The organism is Ruegeria sp. CDSB113 (assembly GCF_059611045.1).
In genome coordinates this window covers 400378-424204 of sequence record NZ_JBXWOU010000002.1, presented here as the reverse complement: position 1 = coordinate 424204, position 23827 = coordinate 400378, and the positions used below count along the sequence as shown (strand labels likewise).

At 58.3% G+C, this 23827-nt stretch carries 25 protein-coding genes and 1 tRNA gene; 15 read left to right on the top strand and 11 right to left on the bottom strand.

Annotated elements, in window-relative coordinates; translation table 11 throughout:
• The first annotated feature begins 38 nt into the window (after nt 1-38).
• The 7 genes from AC2FIS_RS06520 (at nt 39) to AC2FIS_RS06490 (ending at nt 4797) form a co-directional block, all read left to right on the top strand.
• Nucleotides 39-506 carry a GNAT family N-acetyltransferase gene (locus AC2FIS_RS06520; RefSeq protein WP_496724145.1) on the top strand — a complete coding sequence of 156 codons (468 nt, stop codon included), beginning with the start codon at nt 39-41 and terminating at the stop codon, nt 504-506.
• A gap of 60 nt (nt 507-566) precedes the next feature.
• On the top strand, nt 567-1868 hold the full coding sequence (gene hisD / locus AC2FIS_RS06515) for a histidinol dehydrogenase (protein ID WP_496724143.1): 1302 nt from the start codon (nt 567-569) through the stop codon (nt 1866-1868).
• Between the two features lie 123 nt (nt 1869-1991).
• A complete protein-coding gene (locus AC2FIS_RS06510) occupies nt 1992-2789 on the top strand; it encodes a hypothetical protein (RefSeq protein WP_496724141.1) in 798 nt (265 codons plus the stop codon).
• An 85-nt stretch (nt 2790-2874) separates the two neighbouring features.
• Nucleotides 2875-3354, top strand: coding sequence for a UPF0262 family protein (locus tag AC2FIS_RS06505; RefSeq protein ID WP_496772443.1), 480 nt, complete (start codon nt 2875-2877; stop codon nt 3352-3354).
• A 3-nt stretch (nt 3355-3357) separates the two neighbouring features.
• Complete coding sequence (locus tag AC2FIS_RS06500; protein ID WP_058275393.1) at nt 3358-3810, top strand: arsenate-mycothiol transferase ArsC; 453 nt, start codon at nt 3358-3360, stop codon at nt 3808-3810.
• Between the two features lie 2 nt (nt 3811-3812).
• The gene (locus AC2FIS_RS06495; protein WP_496772441.1) at nt 3813-4211 is read left to right on the top strand and encodes a ketosteroid isomerase-related protein; all 399 of its coding nucleotides are present in this window, start codon (nt 3813-3815) and stop codon (nt 4209-4211) included.
• Nucleotides 4204-4797, top strand: a complete 594-nt coding sequence (locus AC2FIS_RS06490) for a GNAT family N-acetyltransferase (protein ID WP_496772440.1) — start codon at nt 4204-4206, stop codon at nt 4795-4797. The genes AC2FIS_RS06495 and AC2FIS_RS06490 overlap by 8 nt, the downstream gene beginning before the upstream one ends.
• Before the next feature lie 56 nt (nt 4798-4853).
• Here AC2FIS_RS06490 and AC2FIS_RS06485 read toward each other — a convergent pair whose 3' ends face one another.
• Nucleotides 4854-5066 carry a dodecin gene (locus AC2FIS_RS06485; protein WP_496772438.1) on the bottom strand — a complete coding sequence of 71 codons (213 nt, stop codon included), beginning with the start codon at nt 5064-5066 and terminating at the stop codon, nt 4854-4856.
• A 367-nt stretch (nt 5067-5433) separates the two neighbouring features.
• On the opposite strand from AC2FIS_RS06485, the gene AC2FIS_RS06480 reads away from it, so the two are divergent.
• The 7 genes from AC2FIS_RS06480 (at nt 5434) to AC2FIS_RS06450 (ending at nt 10819) form a co-directional block, all read left to right on the top strand.
• Entirely contained in the window at nt 5434-6309 is an 876-nt protein-coding gene (locus AC2FIS_RS06480) for a carbon-nitrogen hydrolase family protein (protein ID WP_496724133.1), read from the top strand.
• Nucleotides 6310-6400: 91 nt separating this feature from the next.
• A complete protein-coding gene (gene infA, locus AC2FIS_RS06475) occupies nt 6401-6619 on the top strand; it encodes a translation initiation factor IF-1 (protein WP_005978431.1) in 219 nt (72 codons plus the stop codon).
• Nucleotides 6620-6630: 11 nt separating this feature from the next.
• Nucleotides 6631-7209 carry a Maf family protein gene (locus AC2FIS_RS06470; protein ID WP_058279387.1) on the top strand — a complete coding sequence of 193 codons (579 nt, stop codon included), beginning with the start codon at nt 6631-6633 and terminating at the stop codon, nt 7207-7209.
• Entirely contained in the window at nt 7206-8228 is a 1023-nt protein-coding gene (locus AC2FIS_RS06465; protein ID WP_496772436.1) for a ribonuclease E/G, read from the top strand. Before AC2FIS_RS06470 ends, AC2FIS_RS06465 begins: the two co-directional genes overlap by 4 nt.
• Nucleotides 8225-8407 carry a DNA gyrase inhibitor YacG gene (locus tag AC2FIS_RS06460; protein ID WP_109312468.1) on the top strand — a complete coding sequence of 61 codons (183 nt, stop codon included), beginning with the start codon at nt 8225-8227 and terminating at the stop codon, nt 8405-8407. Before AC2FIS_RS06465 ends, AC2FIS_RS06460 begins: the two co-directional genes overlap by 4 nt.
• Before the next feature lie 79 nt (nt 8408-8486).
• A tRNA-Phe gene (locus tag AC2FIS_RS06455) sits at nt 8487-8561 on the top strand.
• Between the two features lie 233 nt (nt 8562-8794).
• Complete coding sequence (locus AC2FIS_RS06450) at nt 8795-10819, top strand: DEAD/DEAH box helicase (protein WP_496772532.1); 2025 nt, start codon at nt 8795-8797, stop codon at nt 10817-10819.
• 61 nt (nt 10820-10880) lie between these two features.
• On the opposite strand, the gene AC2FIS_RS06445 is transcribed toward AC2FIS_RS06450, so the two are convergent.
• The 5 genes from AC2FIS_RS06445 to AC2FIS_RS06425 are packed head-to-tail and all read right to left on the bottom strand — an operon-like array spanning nt 10881 to nt 16818.
• Entirely contained in the window at nt 10881-12377 is a 1497-nt protein-coding gene (locus tag AC2FIS_RS06445; RefSeq protein ID WP_496772435.1) for a class I adenylate-forming enzyme family protein, read from the bottom strand.
• Entirely contained in the window at nt 12374-13795 is a 1422-nt protein-coding gene (gene sauS, locus AC2FIS_RS06440) for an acylating sulfoacetaldehyde dehydrogenase (RefSeq protein ID WP_496772434.1), read from the bottom strand. The genes AC2FIS_RS06445 and sauS overlap by 4 nt, the downstream gene beginning before the upstream one ends.
• Before the next feature lie 55 nt (nt 13796-13850).
• Entirely contained in the window at nt 13851-14810 is a 960-nt protein-coding gene (locus tag AC2FIS_RS06435; protein ID WP_496772432.1) for a Bug family tripartite tricarboxylate transporter substrate binding protein, read from the bottom strand.
• A gap of 44 nt (nt 14811-14854) precedes the next feature.
• Entirely contained in the window at nt 14855-15310 is a 456-nt protein-coding gene (locus tag AC2FIS_RS06430; RefSeq protein WP_282152699.1) for a tripartite tricarboxylate transporter TctB family protein, read from the bottom strand.
• Nucleotides 15307-16818, bottom strand: a complete 1512-nt coding sequence (locus AC2FIS_RS06425; RefSeq protein WP_496772431.1) for a tripartite tricarboxylate transporter permease — start codon at nt 16816-16818, stop codon at nt 15307-15309. Before AC2FIS_RS06425 ends, AC2FIS_RS06430 begins: the two co-directional genes overlap by 4 nt.
• Nucleotides 16819-16931: 113 nt before the next feature.
• On the opposite strand from AC2FIS_RS06425, the gene AC2FIS_RS06420 reads away from it, so the two are divergent.
• Nucleotides 16932-17960, top strand: a complete 1029-nt coding sequence (locus AC2FIS_RS06420; protein WP_496772430.1) for a LacI family DNA-binding transcriptional regulator — start codon at nt 16932-16934, stop codon at nt 17958-17960.
• 18 nt (nt 17961-17978) lie between these two features.
• Here AC2FIS_RS06420 and AC2FIS_RS06415 read toward each other — a convergent pair whose 3' ends face one another.
• Genes AC2FIS_RS06415 through AC2FIS_RS06395 form a run of 5 tightly spaced genes read right to left on the bottom strand, consistent with a single transcriptional unit; the run spans nt 17979 to nt 23748 of the window.
• Entirely contained in the window at nt 17979-18989 is a 1011-nt protein-coding gene (locus tag AC2FIS_RS06415) for an Ldh family oxidoreductase (protein ID WP_496772429.1), read from the bottom strand.
• A 10-nt stretch (nt 18990-18999) separates the two neighbouring features.
• The gene (locus tag AC2FIS_RS06410; protein WP_496772427.1) at nt 19000-19629 is read right to left on the bottom strand and encodes a DUF3726 domain-containing protein; all 630 of its coding nucleotides are present in this window, start codon (nt 19627-19629) and stop codon (nt 19000-19002) included.
• A complete protein-coding gene (locus AC2FIS_RS06405) occupies nt 19626-21311 on the bottom strand; it encodes a hypothetical protein (RefSeq protein ID WP_496772426.1) in 1686 nt (561 codons plus the stop codon). Before AC2FIS_RS06405 ends, AC2FIS_RS06410 begins: the two co-directional genes overlap by 4 nt.
• Nucleotides 21308-22285 (bottom strand): membrane dipeptidase, encoded by a 978-nt coding sequence (locus tag AC2FIS_RS06400; protein ID WP_496772425.1) that lies wholly within the window; start codon nt 22283-22285, stop codon nt 21308-21310. Before AC2FIS_RS06400 ends, AC2FIS_RS06405 begins: the two co-directional genes overlap by 4 nt.
• Nucleotides 22285-23748 (bottom strand): aldehyde dehydrogenase family protein, encoded by a 1464-nt coding sequence (locus AC2FIS_RS06395; protein WP_496772424.1) that lies wholly within the window; start codon nt 23746-23748, stop codon nt 22285-22287. Before AC2FIS_RS06395 ends, AC2FIS_RS06400 begins: the two co-directional genes overlap by 1 nt.
• Nucleotides 23749-23827: the final 79 nt, after the last annotated feature.

Below are 23827 nucleotides of genomic sequence, written 5' to 3'. Positions count from 1 at the left end.
GCATAGCGCAGGCATTCACCGGACCCCCCCAGGGTCTGGTGCTGCGCCGTGCGACCGTTTTCGACGTGTTCGATCTGAGCCGTGTTCTGGTTCGGTCAATTACCAAGCTTTGCACGGCGGACCATCAGGATGATCCTGAGTTGATCGCACAATGGGTCGCAAACAAAGATCCGGCGACGATCAGGGGTTGGATCAGGAACGGCGCACAAATCTGGCTTGCTGAGAATAATGGACAGCCTGCGGCAGCCGGTGGGCTGACCGAAGCCGGAGAAATCACGCTTTTGTATATCGATCCAGGTCACATTGGTTGCGGTATTGGCGGTGCTTTGTTGAAGACGCTTGAGCAGGAACTTATCGCTCTTGGCTGTACCGAGGGACGGCTTGAAGCCACCCGAACGGCACAGGGTTTCTATGCGCGGCACGGCTGGGAAGCCACCGGAAGATGCAGTCAGCGCAATGACGTGTCCTGTCTGAGTATGCGCAAATCGCTGCACCTACAGGACTGAGGGTTGAGGCCGGCCCATCTGGGCGGTATGTCCCGATCAAACGCTCCGGAGTGCCAGAACATGCCTGTTTTCCTCGACACGACGTCGTCTGAATTCGAGACCGCCTTCAAAACACTATTGTCCGCCAAGCGCGAGGACAGCCCGGATGTGGATGCCGTCGTCGCCGGGATTATCGATGACGTGCGGAACCGTGGCGATGCTGCGGTGATCGAGCTGACCGCCAAGTTTGACCGGCTGGAACTGACGCCCGAAACATTGGCCTTCAGCGCAGAACAGATCACTGAGGCTGTGGATCAGGTCTCGACCGAAGATCGGGCCGCGCTGGAATTGGCTGCTGCCCGTATCCGGGCCTATCACGAAAGGCAGATGCCTGAGGATCACGCGTGGACCGATGAAGCAGGCGCAACGCTTGGGTGGCGCTGGTCTGCAGTGTCGGCTGCCGGTCTCTATGTGCCCGGTGGGCTAGCATCTTATCCGTCATCAGTGTTGATGAACGCGATCCCGGCCAAGGTTGCCGGGGTCGAGCGTCTGGCCATCGCTGTGCCAACGCCGGACGGCCAGGTGAACCCGCTGGTCCTGCTGGCGGCGCGGCTTTCCGGTGTGGATACGGTCTATCGTGTTGGCGGTGCACAGGCGATTGCCGCACTGGCCTATGGAACGGAAAGTATCGCGCCCGTAGACAAGATCACCGGGCCGGGCAACGCCTTTGTCGCCGCTGCCAAGCGCCGCGTGTTCGGGAAGGTTGGCATCGACATGATTGCTGGCCCGTCCGAGATTCTGGTGATTGCCGACAAGGATAATGATCCCGATTGGATCGCGTTGGATCTGCTTAGCCAAGCTGAACATGACGAAAGCGCGCAGTCGATTCTGATTACAGATGACGCCGGGTTTGGACAGGCCGTCGCCAAAGCCGTCGACAAACGCCTCGAAACCCTGCAACGCCGCGCCATCGCGGGGGCCAGTTGGCGTGATTTCGGCGCGATCATCACCGTGCGTGATCTGGACGAGGCAGCAGCATTGTCGAACCGCATCGCGCCCGAACACCTTGAGCTGTGCGTGGCCGACCCGGTCGCGCTGAGCGCCAAGACCGTCCACGCTGGTGCGATCTTCCTGGGCCAGTACACGCCCGAGGCCATTGGAGACTATGTTGGCGGCCCCAACCACGTGCTGCCGACGGCCCGTTCGGCCCGCTTCTCCTCCGGTCTCAGTGTGATGGATTTCCTCAAGCGCACGACGCTCAGCCAGATGACGCCGGAGGCCCTGCGTGCGATTGGACCAGCAGCTGAGCAACTGGCACAATCCGAAAGCCTTGAGGCGCATGGGCTGTCTGTCACGGCGCGGCTGAAGCGCCTGAATGGCTGAAGGTTTATGGCTATGGGGTCACACCTGCTGTGAACCTGTATTGGCTTCAGGGATTGGGCTTGAAAAAAATGGGTGTTCAACGGCGCCCTAGCCGCAAGACGACCCGGCACAAAGGAGCCAGACTTGGAACGCGTGGCAACACTCTGGATCGGCAAACGGTTTAGTTTTCTGGAGCATTTGTGCCTGAAGTCCTTCGCGGATGTGGACCAGAAGCCGATCGTCTACCACTATGGCGACCTCGAGGATATTCCCGATTACATCGAGGCGCGCGACGCACGCGAAATTTTTGATACGTCCGAGATTTACCGCGACCCGGTCGCCCGATCCGTTGCCGTTCATGCGGATCTGTTCCGTCTGAAGCTTATGCAGGATACTGACTACATCTGGGTGGATGCCGATGCTTACGCAAACAGACCATTCGAGACCAACCAGGGTTACTTGTTTCCAAAGGCGAATTTGAAACGCCGACGTATGATGAATGGTGTTGTTGCCTTGCCAAGCGACAGTCCGGCCTTGAAAAAAATGTGTGATTTCGCTTTCGACAGTGACCTTGTTCCGCCCTGGTGGACAGAGGATCGGCGAAAGAGCTACATCGACATATTCGGCAGATCAACTGTCTGGAGTTTGCCGCTTTCGACCTTTGGGCCACCTTTGTTCTTCCACTACATTTATGACACGCCGGAACATGAAATGTGTTCTGCCCGCGCCGAGCTTTACGCGATCCCTCTCAGGTACAGAAAGTACTGGAATGATCCGGATATGTCGGCGCTCGAGTTTCTGGACTGGCAGAATAAGATGTCCGTGCATTTCTTTGGATCTTGGTTTCGGAAGATTTTTATGGATCGTGAAATCGCCAAAGGCTCGCTTGTCGACACATTGTTGTTGAAGCACGGAATTGACCCTTCGGATCACCCTTTGTAGCGAGTTTGTCAGGAATTGGTCCGTGTGCGTTGCCCATTCAATTTTGTTGCTATAAGTCTGTGCCGACCTGAACGGACCACGCCTTATGACTCGTATCTCGCACATCGAACTAGACGACCGAAACCTGCCTCCGCCGACCCCCGAGATCGAGCAGGAGCGTAAGGTTGCGATCTATGATCTGCTGGAAGAAAACAGCTTTGCGCTGCCGGTGCGCGATGACCGAGTCGCGCCTGATGGACCATACCGTGTGCAGCTGTCGATCCGCGACAAACGGCTGGTCTTCGACATCGCCACCGAGGCCGAGGAGAAGGCAGCAGAATTTCACCTGTCGCTGGGGCCGTTCCGGCAAGTGGTCAAAGATTATTTTCAGATCTGCGAAAGCTACTTCAACGCGGTGAAAACTCTGCCGCCCAGCCAGATCGAAACCATCGACATGGCCCGTCGCGGCATCCACAACGAAGGCAGCCGCGTCTTGCAGGAGCGACTTGAAGGTAAGGCCGACATAGATACCGATACCGCGCGTCGTCTGTTCACGCTGATCTGCGTGCTGCATTTCGGGGGCTGACGCGTGAAGCCTTTACCGCAGTCGGTCCTGTTTTGTTGCGACCATAACGCGGTTCGGTCCCCTATGGCCGAAGGGCTCATGAAAAAGTTCTATGGTACCGGCACCTATGTGCAGTCCGCTGGTGTGCGAAATGACCTTGAGATTGACGGGTTTTGCATCGCGGTCTGTCAGGAGGTAGGCGTTGAACTGTCCCGCCATCGGTCACGCTCGTTTGATGAAATGCAGGAATGGGGTGACGACCTCAGCTCGTTCGACCTGATCGTTGCGTTGTCTCCGGCCAGTCAGCGCCAGGCGCTGGAATTGACCCGCATTTTTCACCTGGATGTCGATTATTGGCCAATAATGGACCCTACCGGACTGGGCGAAAGCCGCGCAGACAAGTTAATTCACTACCGACAGACCCGCGACCAGATCATTCAGCATCTCAAAGGCCGCTGGGGCGAACCTACGGAGTGACCATGAACCAGACCGTCAAAACCTATTTCGACGCTTTCAATGCCGGTGACGTCGACGGCATGCTGGCTTGCCTGTCAGATGACGTGGCGCATCACGTGAACGAAGGCCAGATTCGCACCGGTAAGAAAAAATTTGCAGCCTTCTGCGCCCATATGAACCGCTGCTACAAGGAACACCTGACGGACATCGTGGTGTTTGAGGCCGAAGGCGGCACCCGCGCCGCGGCAGAGTTCACTGTGAACGGCACCTATCTGCAGACGGATGAGGGTTTGCCCGAAGCCCGCGGTCAGACCTATCGCTTGCCCGCCGGGTCGTTCTTTGATCTGAAAGACGGCAAGGTCACCCGAGTCTCCACGTTCTACAACCTCGCTGACTGGACCAAGCAGGTCTCGAATGGCTGAGGTCACAGCTGTCCGTCCCCTGACCGGGGCGGCGCTGACGGATGCCTTGGACGATGTGGCGCGTTTGCGGATCCAGGTGTTTCGGGCGTGGCCGTATCTGTATGACGGCGACATCAACTACGAGCGGAAGTACCTGCAATCTTACCGTGACAGCGACAAAGCGGTCGTGGTTGGAGCGTTCGATGGTGACCGCCTGATAGGCGCTTCGACCGGTGCCCCTCTGACCGACCACGCAGATGATTTTGCTGACGCCTTTGAAGGCTCGGGCCTAGATCTGGCTAAAATCTTCTATTGTGCCGAATCCGTCCTTTTGTCGGATTATCGGGGGCAGGGCGTTGGCCATAAGTTCTTTGACCATCGCGAGGAACACGCGCGCAAGCTGGGCTACAGAAAATGCGCCTTTTGCAGTGTACAGCGCCCCGCCGACCACGCGATGCGGCCCAGTAATTATCGCCCTTTGGATGACTTCTGGCGCGCGCGGGGATATGAGCCAATGCCTGGTGTGATCGCGCAGTTTGCGTGGAAGGATGTTGGCGAAGAGGGCGAGACAGTAAAGCCACTGCAGTTTTGGATGCGAGATTTGTAGATAGTTTTCGTTTGCTCTGCGGACAAATCAGTCTTTTGCTGGGCTTGCGCGTTGCCTTAGTCGAGCCTGAACCCGATTTTCATAGCGACCTGGAAGTGCCCAACTTCACCATCCGTTATGTGACCTCGGATATCCGAAACTTCGAACCAATCAAGGTTTTTAACTGTCTCAGCCGCCTTTGAGATACCCGACCGGATAGCCGCATCAATGGATTCCGTTGACGTGCCGACGACATCGATTTTCTTGTATGTAGCATTCGTCACTTTCATTCTCCCTAAGCTGAACTGGATTATTGGTTGCATTCTTGATGGCCCCTCGGAACCTACCCTCACGCTCTCTCATCTCTGCCAAGACATCAACTGAATCTGTCACTTGCAGACTGACAGCTCGTTGAATGCTGACATCCCAGCACTTAAAAATGGATTGAGCGCCGGTTCATCGGCCAACATTGACGGTTTCGTTGGCCGCCCATTTCCGACTAGAGCAAGCTTAGGCAGTCATTCATGCATCCTGCGGCATTCGACACTTCGGGGTATAGCGGAAGAGGTCGTTCAAAACCCAAGGTGACAGGATGGGGCTATACAGACCGCGAACTCACACTTAAATTCGCCCGAGTTTGGACCGCAAGGATAGCCCATGAAAGTTGCTACTGCCGCCTATAACCTCGATTGGCTCGACAGTTGGGCGCAGTATGAGGACAAGCTGGATGGTTGGGTCTCGGACGCTGCGGGGCAGGGGGCGGACCTGCTGGTTTTTCCTGAATATGGCGCGATGGAGCTATCTACGCTCGACGGGGCCGAGGTGGCGGGTGATCTGGAGCGGTCAATCCACGCGGTCTCGGATCGGATGGAGGAAGTGCAAAACCTGCACCAGCGCCTCGCACAGGAGTACAAGGCGTACATTCTGGGCGCATCGGCCCCGGTTGTGGATGGCCCCGGTCGACCTGTGAACCGGGCTGCATTCTATGCCCCAGATGGCAAACAGGACCACCAAGACAAACAGATCATGACCCGGTTCGAACGCGAGTCGTGGGATATTGCCCCTGGCGGCCCGCTGAAGCTGTTCGATACTGCGCTGGGCAAAATCGGGGTGCTGATCTGTTACGATAGTGAGTTCCCGCTGTTGGGTCGTGCTCTCAGCGAGGCAGAACTTATCCTTGTCCCATCCTGCACCGAGGCGTTGTCAGGCTATTGGCGTGTGCGTATCGGCGCGATGTCCAGAGCATTAGAAAATCAATGCGTTACGGTGATGTCGTCCTTGGTTGGCGCTAATGATTGGTCCGAAGCCGTTGATATGAATACCGGCACTGGCGGTATATTTGGTCCACCGGACAAGGGCTTTCCCGCGACCGGAGTGCTGGCCGAAGGCACCCTGAACCAACCCGGCTGGACTTATGCTGAGGTCGACATGTCGGCCATCGCCTGTGTGCGTTCCGATGGCCATGTCCTCAACCGAACTCATTGGGATGAGCAATCACCCCGAGTCGATTCGGTCACAATATCCGCCCTATAGGTGATTCCGCCCTTGAAATAGGGCCAAAATAGGCTCATTTAGGCGCACATCCCCGCAGATTCTGCGGGTGCAACTTAAATGTGGAGACAACATGGCCAAGGAAGATACGCTCGAATTTCCCGGTGTCGTGAAGGAACTCCTGCCTAATGCGACGTTTCGGGTCGAGCTGGAAAACGGCCATGAGATCATCGCACATACGGCAGGCAAGATGCGCAAGAACCGCATCCGTGTTCTGGCCGGCGACAAAGTTCAGGTCGAGATGACCCCCTATGATCTGACCAAGGGTCGGATCAACTACCGCTTCAAGTAACGCCTGCCGCAATGGCGTTTATCTTAGGATCGGGCAGCCCAAGGCGGTTGGACCTGTTGGCCCAGCTTGGCGTGCAGCCCGATGCCATCCGTGCACCCGACATTGATGAAACGCCGCTGAAAGGTGAGCTGCCGGTGCCCTATTGCAATCGCATTACGCGGGCAAAAGTGCAGGCGGTACAGGCCGATGGCGACGATGTAACTCTTTGCGCGGATACCACTGTCGCACTGGGTCGCCGTATTCTGGGAAAACCGGAAGACGCGGGCCAGGCGGCTGAATTCCTGCATGCTTTGTCCGGTCGGCGGCACCGCGTAATCACCTCGGTCGCTGTACGGTGCGGGGACCGCGTTCTGCAACGTGATGTGGTGTCTCAGGTCAAGGTCAAACGTCTGTCAGACGTAGAAATCAACGCTTACCTGGCGACCGGAGACTGGCAGGGCAAAGCGGGCGCTTACGCCATTCAAGGCCCCGCCGGGGCTTTCATCCCTTGGATTTCTGGTTCGTTTACCGGCATCGTGGGGCTCCCCCTGTCCGAGACTGCCGCGCTTTTGCAAGGCATCGGCTATCCCCTGTATCGTGAGGTGTCATGAAGGGTCGAACCATTGTTCTGGATCACATCGAAAACCGCGAAGCTGCCGCCCTTATGGTCGACGGTCAGCTGGACGATTTCCTGATTGCAGCTGACGCGCCCGCGCCGGGTACGATTTATCGTGCCCGTGCCGACCGACCGGTCAAAGGGCAGGGTGGCATGTTCCTGACCACGCCTGACGGTCCAGCCTTTTTACGACAGGTCAAAGGGCTCGCACCCGGTGCACTGATGTTGGTTCAGGTGACGGGCTATGCCGAACCCGGTAAGGCGCTGCCAGTGACCGATCGGGTTCTGTTCAAAAGCCGCTATGCGATCGTCACGCCTGATGCGCCCGGTTTGAATATCTCACGTTCCATCCACGACGAAGATGAGCGTAACCGCCTTCTTGAAATCGCTCATGAAAGCATGGAGGGCAGCAGTCATGGCCTGATCCTGCGGTCCTGTTGTGAGGGCGAAGGTGCGGCTGAAATCGCCGAAGATATCGGCGCGATGCTGGCCCATGCGGATCAGGTTTTGAACGATCCGGGAACTGAGCCCGAGCTGCTGCTGGAAGGTGACGGACCCCATGTTCTGGCCTGGCGCGACTGGACCGACCCGGCTGAGGTTGTGACACAGCCAGGTAGTTTCGAAACGCATGGTGTATTGGACGCATTGGACGTGGCGCGTGGTATTTCTGAGCCACTGCCCGGAGGCGGCCATCTATATATTCAGCCCACCCGGGCCTTGGTCGCTGTGGATGTCAACACCGGGTCCGACACGTCGATGGCGGCCGGAACCAAGGTCAATTTCGCCTGCGCCAAGGGGCTTGCACGTGCCCTGCGCGTTCGCGGTTTAGGGGGGCAAATCACTCTGGACCTAGCACCAATGCCCAAAAAGGATCGCCGTGGGTTCGAGGCCTCTCTGCGCGCTGCGTTGAAGGCAGATTCGATCGATACCACGCTGGCAGGCTGGACCCCTCTTGGCCACTACGAACTGCAGCGCAAACGCGGCCGTATCCCGCTGGCGGAAGTGTTGAAATGAGCTGCCCGATCTGCGCAGAAAAGTCTGTAACTGAGTTTCGGCCTTTCTGTTCGAAACGGTGTGCTGATATTGATCTGGCCAAGTGGCTGAACGGGTCCTACGCGGTTCCATCGCAGCGGGAAGAGGACGTTGAAACCGAAGTTTCCGATCCCGAAGCAGAGCAACAACGTCCACATTGAAAAAATGTGAAAAAGCCTCTGGACACTGCCTGTAGCAAGTCATAGAAGGCCTCCACCCAACGGCAAACGCCGTTCCCGTGCCCGGGTAGCTCAGGGGTAGAGCAGTGGATTGAAAATCCTCGTGTCGGTGGTTCGATTCCGCCCCCGGGCACCACTTTATCTGGTAAAGTACTGGTTTCGCATCGGCTTTTGACAGTTGGCTGAAACCGCAGACCAGTTCATCAAAATTCACCTTCGTGACTGGCGGTTTTTTACTTCGGTCACCACAAAAGACACGGCTATACATTGCCAGCGACTCCCGTTAAGAGGCGGTCTTTAACCTTGGAAGATGCGCTGATTGCAATACCGCAAGGCACGTATCCCCCGGCTGATACAAAGAACACCACCGTGAAACAGACCATCGCAGATGCGCTTGCCCGCAAGGGTTACGATACTTTGACACAAGTCCAGCAGGCCGTGACACAGCCCGAGCTGGAAGGGCGCGATATGTTGGTGTCGGCGCAAACCGGATCGGGAAAAACTATCGGGTTCGGGTTGGCGATTGCACCACAGTTGCTGGGCGAAGATGAGACGTTCGGGGCGTCCGGTGCGCCGTTGGCTTTGGTGGTTGCGCCTACGCGGGAACTGGCCATGCAGGTCAAGCGTGAACTGAGCTGGCTATACTCTGATGCCGGCGCGTTTCTGGCCTCGTGTGTCGGTGGCATGGATATGCGTGATGAACGCCGGGCTTTGGCGCGTGGGGCGCATATTGTCGTCGCAACGCCGGGTCGACTGCGCGATCATATCATGCGTGGTTCCATTGATCTGACCGCGATCCGGGCTGTGGTTCTGGACGAAGCCGATGAAATGCTGGACCTTGGATTTCGCGAGGATCTTGAGTTCATCCTGGATGAAACCCCGGCGGAGCGGCAAACGTTGCTGTTCTCAGCCACCGTCCCGCGCGCCATTGCTAGCCTGGCAACGCGCTATCAGCGCGATGCCGAACGGGTGAGCACGGTCAGCGAGAAAACCCAACATGCCGATATCGAATATCGTGCGATGATGGTGGCACCGCGGGACGGGGATAACGCCATCATCAATGCGTTACGGTATTACGAAGCCCCCAATGCCATCGTTTTCTGTAACACCCGCGCGATGGTGTCACGACTGACCACGCGGCTTTCAAACCGCGGGTTTTCTGTGGTGGCACTGTCCGGTGAGCTGACGCAGAGTGAACGCTCTAACGCGTTGCAGTCGATGCGCGATGGGCGTGCGAGGGTATGTGTGGCGACAGATGTCGCGGCGCGCGGGATTGATTTGCCGAACCTCGATCTGGTGATCCATGCCGAGCTGCCCAACAGTCACGAGACGCTATTGCATCGTTCGGGACGCACGGGTCGGGCCGGGCGAAAGGGCGTCAGCGCCCTGGTGGTCGAGCCGTCGTCGCGAAAAAAGGCCGAGCGTATTCTGAAGTTCGCAAAACTCACGGCGGATTGGGGCGTCGCCCCGTCTTCGGATGAGGTGAACGAACGGGACCAGGCGCGGATGCTCGCCTCGGATGACTGGCAGGTTGAAGTTACCGAAAGCGAACAGGATGCGGTTCAGCACCTGGTTGAAAAGTTTACCCCTGAGCAAATAGCGGCAGCGTATCTCCGTCAGTATAAATTGCGCCACTCAGCGCCGGAAGAGTTGGCCCCAGTGACGGCGGACCGCCCCAAGCCCCGCGCCGCCTTTGGTCCGAGCGTTTGGTTTTCTTTGTCTGAAGGTCGCAACCAAAATGCATCGCCGCGTCATTTGCTGCCGATGATCTGCAAGGCCGGTGATCTGACCAAAGACGATATCGGCGCGATCCGGATTGCCGATGATGTGTCTTACGTCGAGATCCGCGAAGCCAGTGTTGCGGGCTTTCTGGCGGCTGTTGGACCGGGTATGAAAATCGAAGGTTCGAAAGACGTTGTGCGCTTGGATGGCGCGCCTGACGTGCCAGCGTTTGAGCGTCCAAAGTCCAACCGCCCACCCAAGGGTAAACCGCGTCCGCGCAAAGGGGATACAACCCCGGTCGATTGGAACGATGCCCCGACGCCCCGTAACCGCAAACCTAAGCCCGAAGATCGCAAGCCCAAAAATCCTGCGGAACGCGGTTTCAAACAGACCCGATTCAAAGATTCTGGCTCGGTACAGCGCAAGGACTCGTCAGTGACGGACGCAACGGGCGAGGCGGATGTTAAATTCACGGCAACAAGCGCAAAGAAGAAATCGCACAAAGCACCTGCCGGAAAAAGTAAAGACGCGAGCGTAAAGCCCGGCGGTAAATCCACCAAAGGCCTGCCGCCGCCCAAGGGAAAACCCAGCAGCAAGAAAAATCGCGCCCGCGCTGCGACCGCGAAACCGGGAAAAGGTGGAGACGCCTTGCCGAAACGGCGCAAGACATAGCGACGTTCAATGCACCGGCTCGGCCCCGGCTGCGCGCCAGCGGGAATAGTCCCGCCGGTACTTAGCCCTGATCGTCAACGATTTCGAGTATCCGGTTGCGCTGAATCTTACCCGATGGCCCCTTTGGCAGATCATGCAGGATGTGAACCTCGTCAGGGGATTTGAACCGACCCAGCTTGGTCTCACAAATCTCTAAAAGGGTCAGGGGCGTCAGTTCGGACCCGTCCCGGATTTTGACAGCGGCCTCGACGGTTTCGCCGTAGCTGCGGCAGGGACGTGCAAAGGCTGCGGCTTCGACAACGTCGGGGTGGGAATAAAGCGCCTCGTCGATTTCACGCGGGGCGATGTTCTCGCCGCCCTTGATGATCAGCTCTTTCAGGCGGCCGGTGACATAGACGTACCCATCCTCATCCATACGCGCCAGATCGCCGGTGCGAAGCCATCCATCGGCAGTAAACGTGCCTGCGGTCGCATCCGGATCCTTAAGGTATTCAAGCATCACGTTTGGGCCACGTATGACCAGCTCACCCTCGGTTCCGTGCGGGACGGGCTGTTGGTTCGCATCCCGGATCGCGGCGTCGTTTCCATATGCGACGCCTGGTGAGCCGATCTTGCGCACACCCGGCGGAAGTGGGTTCGACAGGATCTGCGCGGCGGTTTCGGTAAGGCCCATGGTTTCTACGATGGGAACGTCGAACCGTTCTTCGAAAGCCCGTTGTACGTCCGGTGCCAGCGCGGATGAGGCAGAGCGCCCGAACCGCAATCTCTGACGGGTTTGGCTGTTCGGATTGGTGTCGGATTGCAGCAGATGAGAGATGATGGTGGGCACAACTGAAAACCAAGTTGCTTCAGTTTTTCCAAGATTTTCCCAGAACCGGCTGGCCGAAAACCGTTCGCACATAGCCAGGGACCCGCCCGAAACGAGCGTTCCCATCACAGTCACGCAAAGACCGTTGATGTGATAGATCGGCAGGACGCAGAAACCGCGATCCGTGTCGGTCAGTTCATGTGCGACAGCGGTGGTCCAGCCGCCTGCCAAAAGGCTGGAATGGGTATGAACGACGCCCTTTGGTCTGCCGGTTGTGCCTGAGGTGTACATGAGAAGGGCATGGTCTTCGGGGGTCAGGTCATAAAGCTGGGTATTCGCGGCACCAGCATCGGCGTTCTGCAGAGGCTTGGTCACGGCAGGGTTGGCTGTTCGGTCAAACAACTCGGCTTGATCCGGGTGCACGAAGGCAAAGCGTGCGCCGCTGTGTTCCAGGGCGTAGGCCACGGCACTGTCGCCAGCGACCAGATTGATCATGGTTGCCCGGAATCCGCCATAGAGTACGCCAAACAAGGCGATAAGCGCCTCGCGGCAATTGGGATAGATAAGGGCGACGCTTTCGCCTTTTTGCGCCCCAAGGCTGGTCAACATACCTGCGACGTTTCTGGCCGAGCCGCGCAATTCAGCCCAGCTCAGATCCTGTGCGCCATCGGGAAAAACAAACCCGGTTCCGCCCTGATCGGCTCTCAGGTCCAGCCAATCGCGGACAGTTCCTTTGGGCGGTTCCATCATTGGCCAGCCTCCCTCCAATACGCGCCGAATATATCTTCGAGCGCGGGTTCGCGTGGGGCTATTTCACGCACAATTTTGGTAGTCTGGACGAAGTGCCGCCAATGCAGGTTCGTATCGATAGAGTTTCCGCCCCAGCTGCCGCATCCCATGGACAGGGAAAAGGGCATTCCGTTGTTAAAGCTGCCGCCCGTTGCAAAGGTATGCGCCTGGTTCACGATAACCCGGCAGGTGGGGAGCTCTCGGCCCAGCTCAACGGCGCGCGCGTCGTCGCTGGTGTGAATGCCAACCGAATGCCCGGCCCCCTGATGGGCTAGGACGCGCGTTGCGAGGGCTTTGGCGCCCGCATAGTCCGAGGCCCGATATAGGGCCAGAACGCGGCTCAGCTTCTCTCCGGACAGGGGATGATCAGGACCGATCCCATCTGTCTCTACCGCCAGAAACTTCGTGCCTTCGGGCGCTTTGTCTGCCATCCCCAACGCCTCAAGCATCTTGTCAGCGTCCTGAGCGATCGCTGATCGGTTGAGGTGCCCGTCCGGCCAGAGACGTGCAATGATACCTGCGGCCTCGGAAGCGGGGACCAGCGCGCCACCTTCGGCGGCCATTGCTGCGACAAAGTCGTCATAGACTGCGTCCACCACCACAACTGCGTTCTCGGAGGAGCACGAAGTCGCGTTATCAAAACACTTCGACGCCGTGATCTTGGCCGCGGCCGCAGACAGATCGGCGGTTTCATCGACGATCACGATGACATTGCCCGCACCGACCGCGACGGCGGGTGTGCCGCAAGACTGGGCCCGGTGGACGTTGTTCTGACTGCCGGTGCAGATCACGCGATCCGAGGTCTCCATCAGTCGTTGTGTTTTGGCCTTGGATCCCGGTGCGGGGATCATCTGGACCAGGTCCCGATCCAGCCCCAGCTTGTCAAACTCGGCGTGAATGAAGCTTAGCAGCTTCTCACAGGATGCCACGCCCTTGGGCGAGGGGGCGACGACGATAGCATTGCCACCTTTGAGAGCATTAATGATGTTGTTGGCCGGTGTTGCGGCCGGATTGGTCGAAGGAACCACCGCGCCTACGACGCCGATCGCACGGGCGATTTCGGTGATGCCTGTTTCAGGATCGTCGCTGATGACCCCACATGTCTTTGCCTCGGCAATGTCGCGCAGAAGACCCAGAGTTTTGCGGTGGTTCTTGGTGATCTTGTCGGGGACATTGCCCAGCCCGGTGGTTTCAACCGCTAGTTTTGCCAGCGCTTGATTGCGTGCGGGTTCCATGATCGCCCAACCTGCCGCCAGCGCCGCCTTGTCATAGAGCGCCTGACTGCCAGTTGCCTCATAGGCAGTCTGAGCCTTGCGCGCCTGTGCCACGATCCGGTCCACTTCGGCGATTTCGGGGGCTATGTCGTTTGGAGCGTTCATTTTGGTCCTCGATTGGTTGTCCGGGGCGGGTTCTGCCCGCCCCGATTGGGGTCGGTTAAAGACCCGCCAGCAATTCGTTCAGCGTCTGCTGGCGCTGCGCCCACATCTCGATCACTTCGTCACGTGTCATGATGTGCATGGGCGAGCCACCTGCTTCCATCTTTTTGGTAACGCGGGAATTGGCGAACATCTCGGGTACGGTTGCTGCCAGTCTCTCGATCACCTCAGGAGGTGTTCCCTTGGGCACCATCACACCCCGGAAATTGACCGAGGAGTTGTCCACGTCCAGCCCCTGTTCCACCATCGTCGGAACATCCGGCAGGAACGCGTTGCGCTCAAGATCAGCAACGCCGAGGATCTTCACATTTCCAGCTTCTTGCGCACGGAAGGCGTCGGACAGGTTGTTGATACCGCCCATGACTTCGCCTGCGATGACGGCTTTCATCGCTGCCGCTCCGCCACCTTTGGTCGGGATGTAGGCCATCTTAGTCCCGGCTGCCTTGTCGATCTGCAACGCCGCGATGTGGTGGCCCACGAAGAGACCCGCGCCGGATACGGTCAGCTTGCCCGGGTTTTCCTTGGCATAGGCGACAACATCATCCATCGAGTTGAACTCACTGTCGGCACCAACCACGAACACGGCCGGGTCTGCGCCCCAGTTCGCGATGGGTTCAAAGCTGTCGGTCGAATAATCGACGCCACCCTTGATCGACTGGGCGATGAAATGAGGAACGTTGTACGCACCCAGCGTATAGCCGTCCGGATCGGCCTGAGTTGCGAACCAGTTCCAGCCCACGCGCCCACCGGCACCAGGCTTGTTGATGATGGCGATGGGCATTCCCAGCGCATCCTCGTTTCCAGATGTCATCGTGACGATCCGTGCCTGAAAATCTGTCGCGCCTCCGGCCCCGTAACTGACCATCATCATGATCGGCCGTTCCGGGTACTCCTCGGCCATTGCCGCGCCTGTCAGGCCCGTCAGAGCCATTGCTGCCCCTGCAATCAATCGTTTCATTTTGCGTTTCCTCCCTAAGTTGGTTCATCCGCGCATTTGCGTGTTCAGAACAGAATTTCTCTTGGTGTGTAGACGTTCAGAAGCATGGAAAAGAGCCCGTACATCACCGCCACAAATACGCCCGTGATGATCCCGCGTTTGATCCAGGTTTTGGCCTCGTTATGGGGCGCGGGGTCATAGATCGACAGAAGGGTAAAAAAGGCGATGGTTGTCGCGGTGTAGAACCCCAGCGTCTTCGCCGCCCAGAAAACATAGATCAGCGTGATGATCAGACCCGGCAGCATGTTCACGAACATCGTCCGCGTCACGCCGTTTCCGACCTTGGACAGACCCATGACCGCTTTGCCGAACGTCCATCCTGCCAGAACCACAAAGACCGTTGCGATCAGGCGTGGGAACAGGAATGCCTCGGCGGGTTGCTGCGTGTAACTGACCCATGCGACCCACAGGCCAACGGCAAAGACCAGACCTGACCCGAATACGTGCTGCGAGCGGTTCATGCCTGTGCCTCTTCTTTGGTGGTGTAGCGGCGGCTGCGCAGTTCCATCCAGACCGAATAGGCGATCGAGGCCAGTACCACGGCGATCAGGAACAGGTTCAATCCACCGGTCATGAAGTATGAAGCCTTGCCGACGGTGGCGTCAGCGATCATTCCGCCCTGGATGAAGTTGGCCTCGGCGATTGGCCCGAGGATCAGACCCAGTACCAGCGGAGCAGCCGAGAAACCGAAGCGTTCCAAAAAGAACATCCCAATGCCGAGGCACGCCATGACATAGACATCACCCATAGAACCCTGAACCGAGTATGCACCGAAGACCGACAAGGCCAGAACGATGGCGGCCATGACCGATTGCGGGACCTGTGCAACACGGGCTGCAAGCCCTGCAACATACAGGCCGAAGATGCACATCAGAACCTGCCCAATCAGCATCGAGTTGATGAAGGTCCAGGCGACATCGGGGTGATTGTCAAACAGGTCCGAGCCCGGGAAAATCCCGTGGATCAGCAACCCGCCCAACAGCACGGCGGCGGTCGGGCTGCCGGGGATGGACAACGTCAGCAGCGGGACGAGCGAGGGACCGACCATCGCGTTGTTTGCGGATTCCGCTGCGATGACGCCTTCCGAATGGCCGGTGCCGAACTTTTCTTTTTCCGACGAGAACTTTTTGGTTTGGTCATAGGCGACAAGGCCCGCGATCTGCCCACCGACACCTGGGATCAGGCCGATGATCGAGCCCGTCAGCGTGCCGATGCTCAGCGCACGGGTGCGGCTGAACAATTCCTTGAACGCTGCCATGATTGAATGGCGCTGCACTTCGATCACTTCGGCACCTGTGTTGTGGCGCCCCTTGGCGAACATGGTCAGCACCTGCGGGATCGCAAACAGGCCAATCAACGCGGCGATGATGTTGATGCCGCCCCCCAACGCGGGGTGAAAGATAAAGCGCTGCGCACCCATGATGTCGTCGAACCCGATCGTGGCCAGCCACAACCCGATACAGCCCGACAGCAAACCTTTGACCACTGAGGCCGAGTCCAGCGTGCCAATGACCGTCACGCCCAGTATGGCCAGCCAAAACAGGTGCGATGGTCCAAAGGCAAGCGCCCATTGCGCCAAAACGGGCGTCAGGAAGATCAGCAGCAGAACGCCAAAGATGCCGCCCACGGCCGATGCCAGAAAAGACAGCTGCAAGGCGCGGGCACCTTCACCTTTTTTGGCCATCGTGTGGCCATCCAGAGTGGTGGCGATATTCGCCGGAGCGCCAGGGATCTTCAGCAAGATGGCACTGACCGCTCCGCCAGCCACGGTCGAGGTATAGGCCGCCCCCAGCAGGATCAGACCCTGCGCGGCCTCAAGTTGAAAGGTGAACGGGATTAACAGGGCCACCGCCATTGTTGGCGACAGGCCGGGTGTCGCGCCCAGGATCAGCCCTCCGATCGTGCCGCCCAATAGCAGCATGAACGACATCGGCGTGAACACATCTCCGAAGTAGTAAATGAATTCCATCCAGGGCCTCCCAACCCGTCCGTTCGCACTTTTACCTTTGTTGACAAATCAGGTTAGGGCATGAAAATAGTATTGCAAATGTTTTCATAAATTTGACCGGGTAGGGTAAAATTATGTCTAACTTTCAAAAAGGTAAGGTAGATATTGTGACCGTTGCAAAGGCTGCAAAGGTGTCGCCGTCTACGGTTTCACGTACCTTCAATCACCCCGATCTGGTCAACCCGGCGACTCGCAAAAAGATCAACAAAGCGGTGCAGCGGTTGGGATACATCCGCAACCGCGCGGCCCAAACGATGCATGGAAAACGGTCGGGGACAATTGGCCTTGTCGTGCCCACAATCAACCACGCCATTTTTTCCGAGGTTATTCAGGCCTTTTCGGATTCGATCGATAAGGCAGGGTTCAGCCTGTTGCTGGCGTCGCACGGGTATGATCTGGATAGGGAATACGCGATGGTTCGCAAGTTTCTTGAACATCGTGTGGACGGTGTGGCGCTGGTCGGGTTGGAACATTCCGAAGCCACCAACCGCTTGATCACGCAGCAGAAGATACCCGCGCTGGCAATCTGGAATTACTCAGAAGAATCACCCCTTCCTTGTGTGGGGGCGGACAACCATCTGGCCGGACGATTGGCGGCCGAACACCTGCTAGAGCTGGGGCACCGTGACATCGGGTTGATCTTTCCCGAAACTCAGGGGAACGACCGCGCGCAGCACCGCCTTTCCGCCGTGCATGACGCGCTGGGCGAACAGGGGGTTTCCGTACCTGACGAGCATGAAACCCAAGCGCCTTACAGTGTTTCTCAAGCCAAGCAGGCGGCCCTGGCCCTTTTGACGACGCCGAAACGTCCGACGGCATTGCTGTGCGGCAATGACGTCATTGCGCAGGGGGCCCTGTTTGCTGCCCAAAAACTTGGATTAAGCGTTCCCGATGATCTGTCGATAATTGGTATCGGAGATTTCAAAGGCTCAGCTGACGTCGAGCCGGGCCTTACAACCATCCGCATTCCCGCAGAATCCATAGGGGCGCTGGCCGGTGAGAAATTTACCGACTTTATTACGTCGGATGACCCCAAGCACTTCAGCATCCGCTGTGATTTGGAATGTGTCGCCAGACAAACGACCCGTTCGCTGGCGACCTGAAAGACCTAGGCAGAAAAGCTAGGCTATGATTGCCTCAATCTTATCCAGTGTGGCCGCATTGACGGCAACACCATCGGTCTGTGCCTGCCTGCGCTTGCCACCGCGCCCATCGCCGGGCAGATGCGCTCCGTTCTGTGCGCGGATAGCGCCGACCAACTCGCTAATCCCCGAAGCAAACGCATCGCCAGAGGTGGCGGTCGGGTCTATCGCAATGAAGAACTGCCCGGTCTTGGGCGGCCCACCGGCGGTTCCGGAAAAGGGCGAGGCGTTAATGCCAAGGGTCGCTCCGGTCAAAGCTGCGGCCAGGACCTCGGTCAGCAGGGCAACACCGACACCTTTGTAACCGCCTGACGGTGCCATCGACCCCTTAAGGCCGACATTGGGGTCTGTGGTCGGATTGCCATCTGCGTCCAGAGCCCAGCCTACCGGGATCGCTTTACCTTCGCGGGCGTGTTTCATGACCTCGCTTTTAGCAATTGTGCTGGCGCTTTGGTCGATCAGCAGGGCGGGCTGGCTGTCCGCGCCAGGCGCGGCGATCGAGAAAGGGTTGGTCCCGACGACGGGTTTTGCGCCGCCCGAAGGCGCGATCGAGGCCGGAGCGTTGGTGAACCCCAAACCCACCAATCCTGCCTGCGCCAAACGGTACGTATGGTAGCCAAGGACACCGCAGTTGTAGCTGTTGCGGATAGAAAGTGCCGCGATTCCCTGTTCGCGCGCGGCTGGGATAAGGGCCTCAAAACCCATATCAATTGCGGTATGGGCAAAACCGGTTGCTGCGTCTACGTTTACTGCGCCGGGGCGCGGTCGCGACAGTTCCGGTTGGGCTGTTCCGTCCACTTTCCCACATTGCACGTGCTCGCAATATATCGGGATGTAAGCCAGGCCGTGGCTGGCAACCCCATCCGCCTCGGTTGCAGCCGTCGCAACGGCCAAGGGCCGCGCGTTGGCTTCAGAGGTTCCTGCGGCGACAAGCGCACGGAAGGCGAGATCTTCGATCTGCTCAAGGGTCAGTGTACGGGTTTCAATCATAGGGGCCTCTTCAATCGTTGTCGGATAAGCCCGCTCCGGCCCCGCGCAGGCGGGATTCCTCGGTGGCGGGGGCGTATGTGCGGTGGGCGAACCGGTTTAGTAACGCCCAATCGGTCAGATCGGGTTCAGCCCGTGTTCGATGCGGGACGGGGGCGGTAAGTTGGCCGCCAAGGTGCACAGATACCTGATGTGCCCGGTCCGGGATCGGGGCGTCCAGGGACAAGTCAAAACCGTCGGTTTCCGCTAGTGCGTGGTCATAATCTACGCTCACGCAGGTCGCTAGAAAGCGTGCGGCATTGGCCGCAAATGGAAGCAGCAGTGCGGGTACGGCTACGTTTCTTATTGCTATCGGGGATGAATTCAGGCGGTGGGCACAATCAGACAATAATGCGCCGGTCACCAATGGGCACAGCTGGTTTTCGCTCTGCCATTCGCCGCTCAGATCGGACGGGGTGTGTGTCTTTGGTGTACTCGCCAAATCAAGTTGCAGCAGCTGAGCCAAAGCACCGGTACCGTTTTGCCCGTGCGCGCACAGCCAGCGCGTTGCTTTCGCGGCTTCCTCAGCAAGTCCCCAGCTATATCCAGCTCCTCGGGTCGCACGCTTTGCGGTGGCTTCGACCTCATTCAGCGAGACGTTCATTGGGAAAGCTCCGGATAAACCCACAGATCTGCGGTTTTGGCATTCAGGTCTTCGGGGTAGGGCGCGCCAGCGTACATGCAGATACGCACCCAGCGGTCCGAGCGTGGGTCAAAATGCGTAGCACCAAAAAAGGATAACTTGGCCCGGAGCATATCGATGGGCATGACCCCAGCGCTGATCGTGTTGTCGCGAAGCTCGCCATATGGCGCGACAAGGCCGATCTGCGCACGCCGGATCGTGTGACGGTGTTCAGGATGGCGCAGTAGGAACTCGGCTATCGACCTGTCATCCTGCCAATTCTCAAGGTCCGCGAAAGCCAGCGCGGCGTCTCTGGCCGGGGCAAGGGGCTGTTCGTATTCGGCAATTGGTTCCTCGAACCGTTCACCCAAGCGTGGTTCCAGTTTTTCTTCAGACACGTACCAGGCGCGCGCGCAGTTTGCCTCTGCCGACCATTCCAAATCCAACGCCCAACCAAAGCGGTCCTGAATCGCGGTGCGGACCTGATCGACGGTCATGCCCCCGTTGATAACCTGTGCCTGCGCATTCCCGTCGGCCATACAGCCGGTCAGGCCATCCACCAGATCGCCATAGGGTTCCAGAACAAGTGAGGCGAGCAGTTCCTGCCCTTCTTCGCCAAGTGCGGTTTCGGACCATCGGATCAGCCTGTCCCACGGGTGGTCCTGCGTCAGGTCATTCTGATCCAGGTAGCTGGTAATTGCCGCAAGATCGGCATTCAGCGACGTAAGCTTCTCAATCTGGACCGGATGTTCTGATCGCCACCACGACATCGACAGTTTGCTGCGATCGTAGATTTCACGAAAGTGCTGGGCTTCATCCTCAGACGCTGTTTGCAGTGATCGCACCCGCGCCAGGGCTTCTTCGCGCGTCATAATCCAATTGTTGAACAGCACCGGGTGGTTCACGATGAACGGAGCCATGCCAAGGCCGGTCGAATTGCCGATGCCCAGCCACTGCGCAATCTCGGGATCCAGCTCTGCTGTTTGCGCGCTACCTTTGGCGCGGGCCATGTGTTGCACCAGATCGCGGACAAAGGTTCGTGTCAGGTAGACCGACAGCATCTCCGCCTGAAAAGGCGCGTTCAGTTCTGGACGGCCCGCCGTTTTTTCACGGTCCGCGGCGCCGAATTTTCCAGATCCGTAGACCGCAGTTGTCCGCATCAGGTAGCCGACCTTATGGATCTGCTCCAAGTCGGGCTGCTGTCCGGCAGCCAGCGTGTCGACCACATGCGCCCACAGCCGGACGGACCGGTTCGCACGGGACAGCGAAAGCTCGCTTTCGCTGACGCGCCCTGCCTCTTGCAGCGGAACGTTTTGAGACAGGCGCTGAATGTCTTGGTCGGTCGGGATGCCGTCAAACAGAGCGAAAGTGGCGTCCCACGCCTCAGCGATCACCCGATCGGAACGTTGTTCGGGTGGCAGGTCATGGGCAAACGCAACCAGCGAATACGCGCGCTCCGGACCCTGCGCAGTATATACCGCGTGGCCGACACCGGTATCGTCGATCTCAAAAACAGGGCGCGTAAAGGCCCAGTTCTCACGCGCCATACGCCGGGTCAGTTGCCGCATGAAGCTGAGCCTACACTGATGTAATGATCCCAGTCGTGACAGGCGCATGACCTGCTCGGGATCGCGTCGCGGGATATCAGTGCCGGTTTGGTTCATGCGGGTTGCGGTCCGAAATTCTCATTAAAGAAGCGGTACCAGTTTCCGCCCATGATACCCGAGATTTCGTCGTCGTTCATGCCAACGCCGCGAAGCCCGGTTTCGATATTGCCAAAGTTGCGATTGTCCTCGAACCAGCTTGGCATCGGCGGAAAGCCGGGATTGCTGGCTGAACCTTCGCCATAGTCGATTTCCTTGGTCCAGCGACCAACGCGCATCCATTCGACGATGCTGTCGGGCTGATCCTGACACAGGTCGGTGCCGATCCCCAGATTTTGTGCGCCGTATTTGTCGGCCGTACGGGCGATCATCTCGCAAAAACTCTCCAAAGTGCAGTCGGACTTGTCTTTCAGGTGATGAGGGTAGACCGAAAAGCCCAACATCCCACCGTTTTCCGTCACTGCCCGGATCACCGCGTCACGCTTGTTGCGCAGGGCCGGGGACCACTCGTGCGGATTGGCGTGGGTGATGGCGATGGGACGTTCGGACATCTCGGCGGCCTCAATGGTCGAGCGATCCGCCGAATGGCTCATGTCGACGACAAGGCCTACGCGGTTCATCTCTTTGATGACCTGTTTGCCCATGCGGGTGATGCCGGTATCTTCAGCCTCATAGCAGCCGGTCGCCAGCAGCGACTGGTTGTTATAGGTCAGCTGCATGAAACGCGCGCCCAGATCGTGCAGGATCTCCACCAGCCCGATATCGTCTTCGATGGGCGATGGGTTCTGGAAGCCAAAGAACACTGCGGTCCTTCCTGTTTCCCGGGCGATGTCGATATCGCTGGCCCAACGGCCTTTCATAATCAGGTCTGGGTATTGCTCGAACCAGCGGTTCCACTTTTCAAAGTTCAGAACCGTTTCGCGGAAGTTCTCGTGATACGAGATGGTGACGTGGATTGCGTCCACGCCCCCTTCACGTAGCTGCCGAAAAATCTTCTCCGACCAGTTGGCGTATTGCAGCCCGTCGATGCGCATCAGACCGGTGTTCCCGCGCTGATGTAGGCTGTTTTAACAGTGGTATAGAATTCAGCAGCTGCCTTACCCTGTTCACGTGGGCCGTACGAGCTGTCGCCGCGCCCGCCGAACGGAACGTGATAGTCGGTGCCTGCGGTCGGCAGGTTGACTGTGACAACACCGGTGCGTGCGTTGCGGCGGAAGTGCGTTGCCCGCGCAAGGCTTTGCGTCACGATGCCCGAAGTCAGTCCAAAGTTGGTTGCGTTCACCACGCTCAGCGCTTCGTCATAGCTGCCGACCTTGATGACGCTGGTCAACGGCGCAAACATCTCTTCGCGGTTGATCCGCATATCGTTGTTGGTATTCAGGAAAACGCCGGGGGACATGTAGAACCCGTCATGCGGCATCTCAAGCCTCTGACCGCCACAGGCCAGATCTGCGCCCTCAGATTTGCCCAGATCGACATAGGCGAGGTTTTCGCCGAGCTGCTGTTCGCTGACGACCGGACCCATCTGAACGCCTTCTTCCAAAGCGTGGCCAACTTTCATCGCCTGGGCACCAGCCACAAGCTTGTCAACAAACGCATCATGCACACCGGCATGAACCACAAGCCGCGAGGACGCGGTGCATTTCTGACCTGTTCCACCAAAGGCACCACCAAGGGCCAGCGTCACTGCCAGATCCAGATCGGCGTCGTCCATGACTGCCAGCGCGTTTTTCGATCCCATCTCCATCTGAACTTTGGTCAGGTTCTGGATCGCAGCGGCGGCGATGCCTTTGCCAACCGGGACGGAGCCGGTGAAGGAAATCGCGTTGACCTTGGGGCTTTCAACCAAACGCTGACCGATCGAGCGGCCCGACCCCATGACAAGGCTGAACAGACCCTTGGGGACGTCCTGCCGTTCGATGATCTCGGTCAGGGCCACGGCAGAGGCCGGCGTGATGTTGGCGGGCTTCCAGACAACTGCGTTGCCATAGCACAGCGCCGGAGCAATCTTCCACGACGCGGTCGCGGTCGGGAAGTTCCACGGGCTGATGATGGCAACCACGCCCACGGCCTCGCGGCGTACGTCAATTTCAACACCGGGGCGGACGCTGTCGGCGTTCTCACCGATCTGGCGCAGACATTCCGCTGCGTAATAGGTAAAGAACTGACCGGCGCGGTAAACCTCGCCTTTGCCTTCGGCCAGCGGCTTGCCTTCTTCGCGGGCCAGCAGCGTGCCCAGCTCTTCGGCGCGCGACATCAGCTCGTTGCCGATGTTCATCAAAACCGCTTGCTTGCGCTCGGGACCGTAGGCTTCCCATTCTGCCTGTGCAACACGCGCCTGATCCAATGTGGCCTCAAGCTGATCGGCGCTGGCCTGTGCGAACATGCCAACCAGATCGCTCAGATCCGAAGGATTGCGGTTTTCAATTTCGGTCTCGCCCGCCAGCCATTCGCCAGCAATCAGGTTCAGTTTTGTCACGATGCGCCCCAGAGTCATGAAAATTGGTCTGGCGCAGAATGGCTTTTTGAGTAGATATCAGTCAAACTCAAATAAATTGAGCAAACTTCAAAAAAGG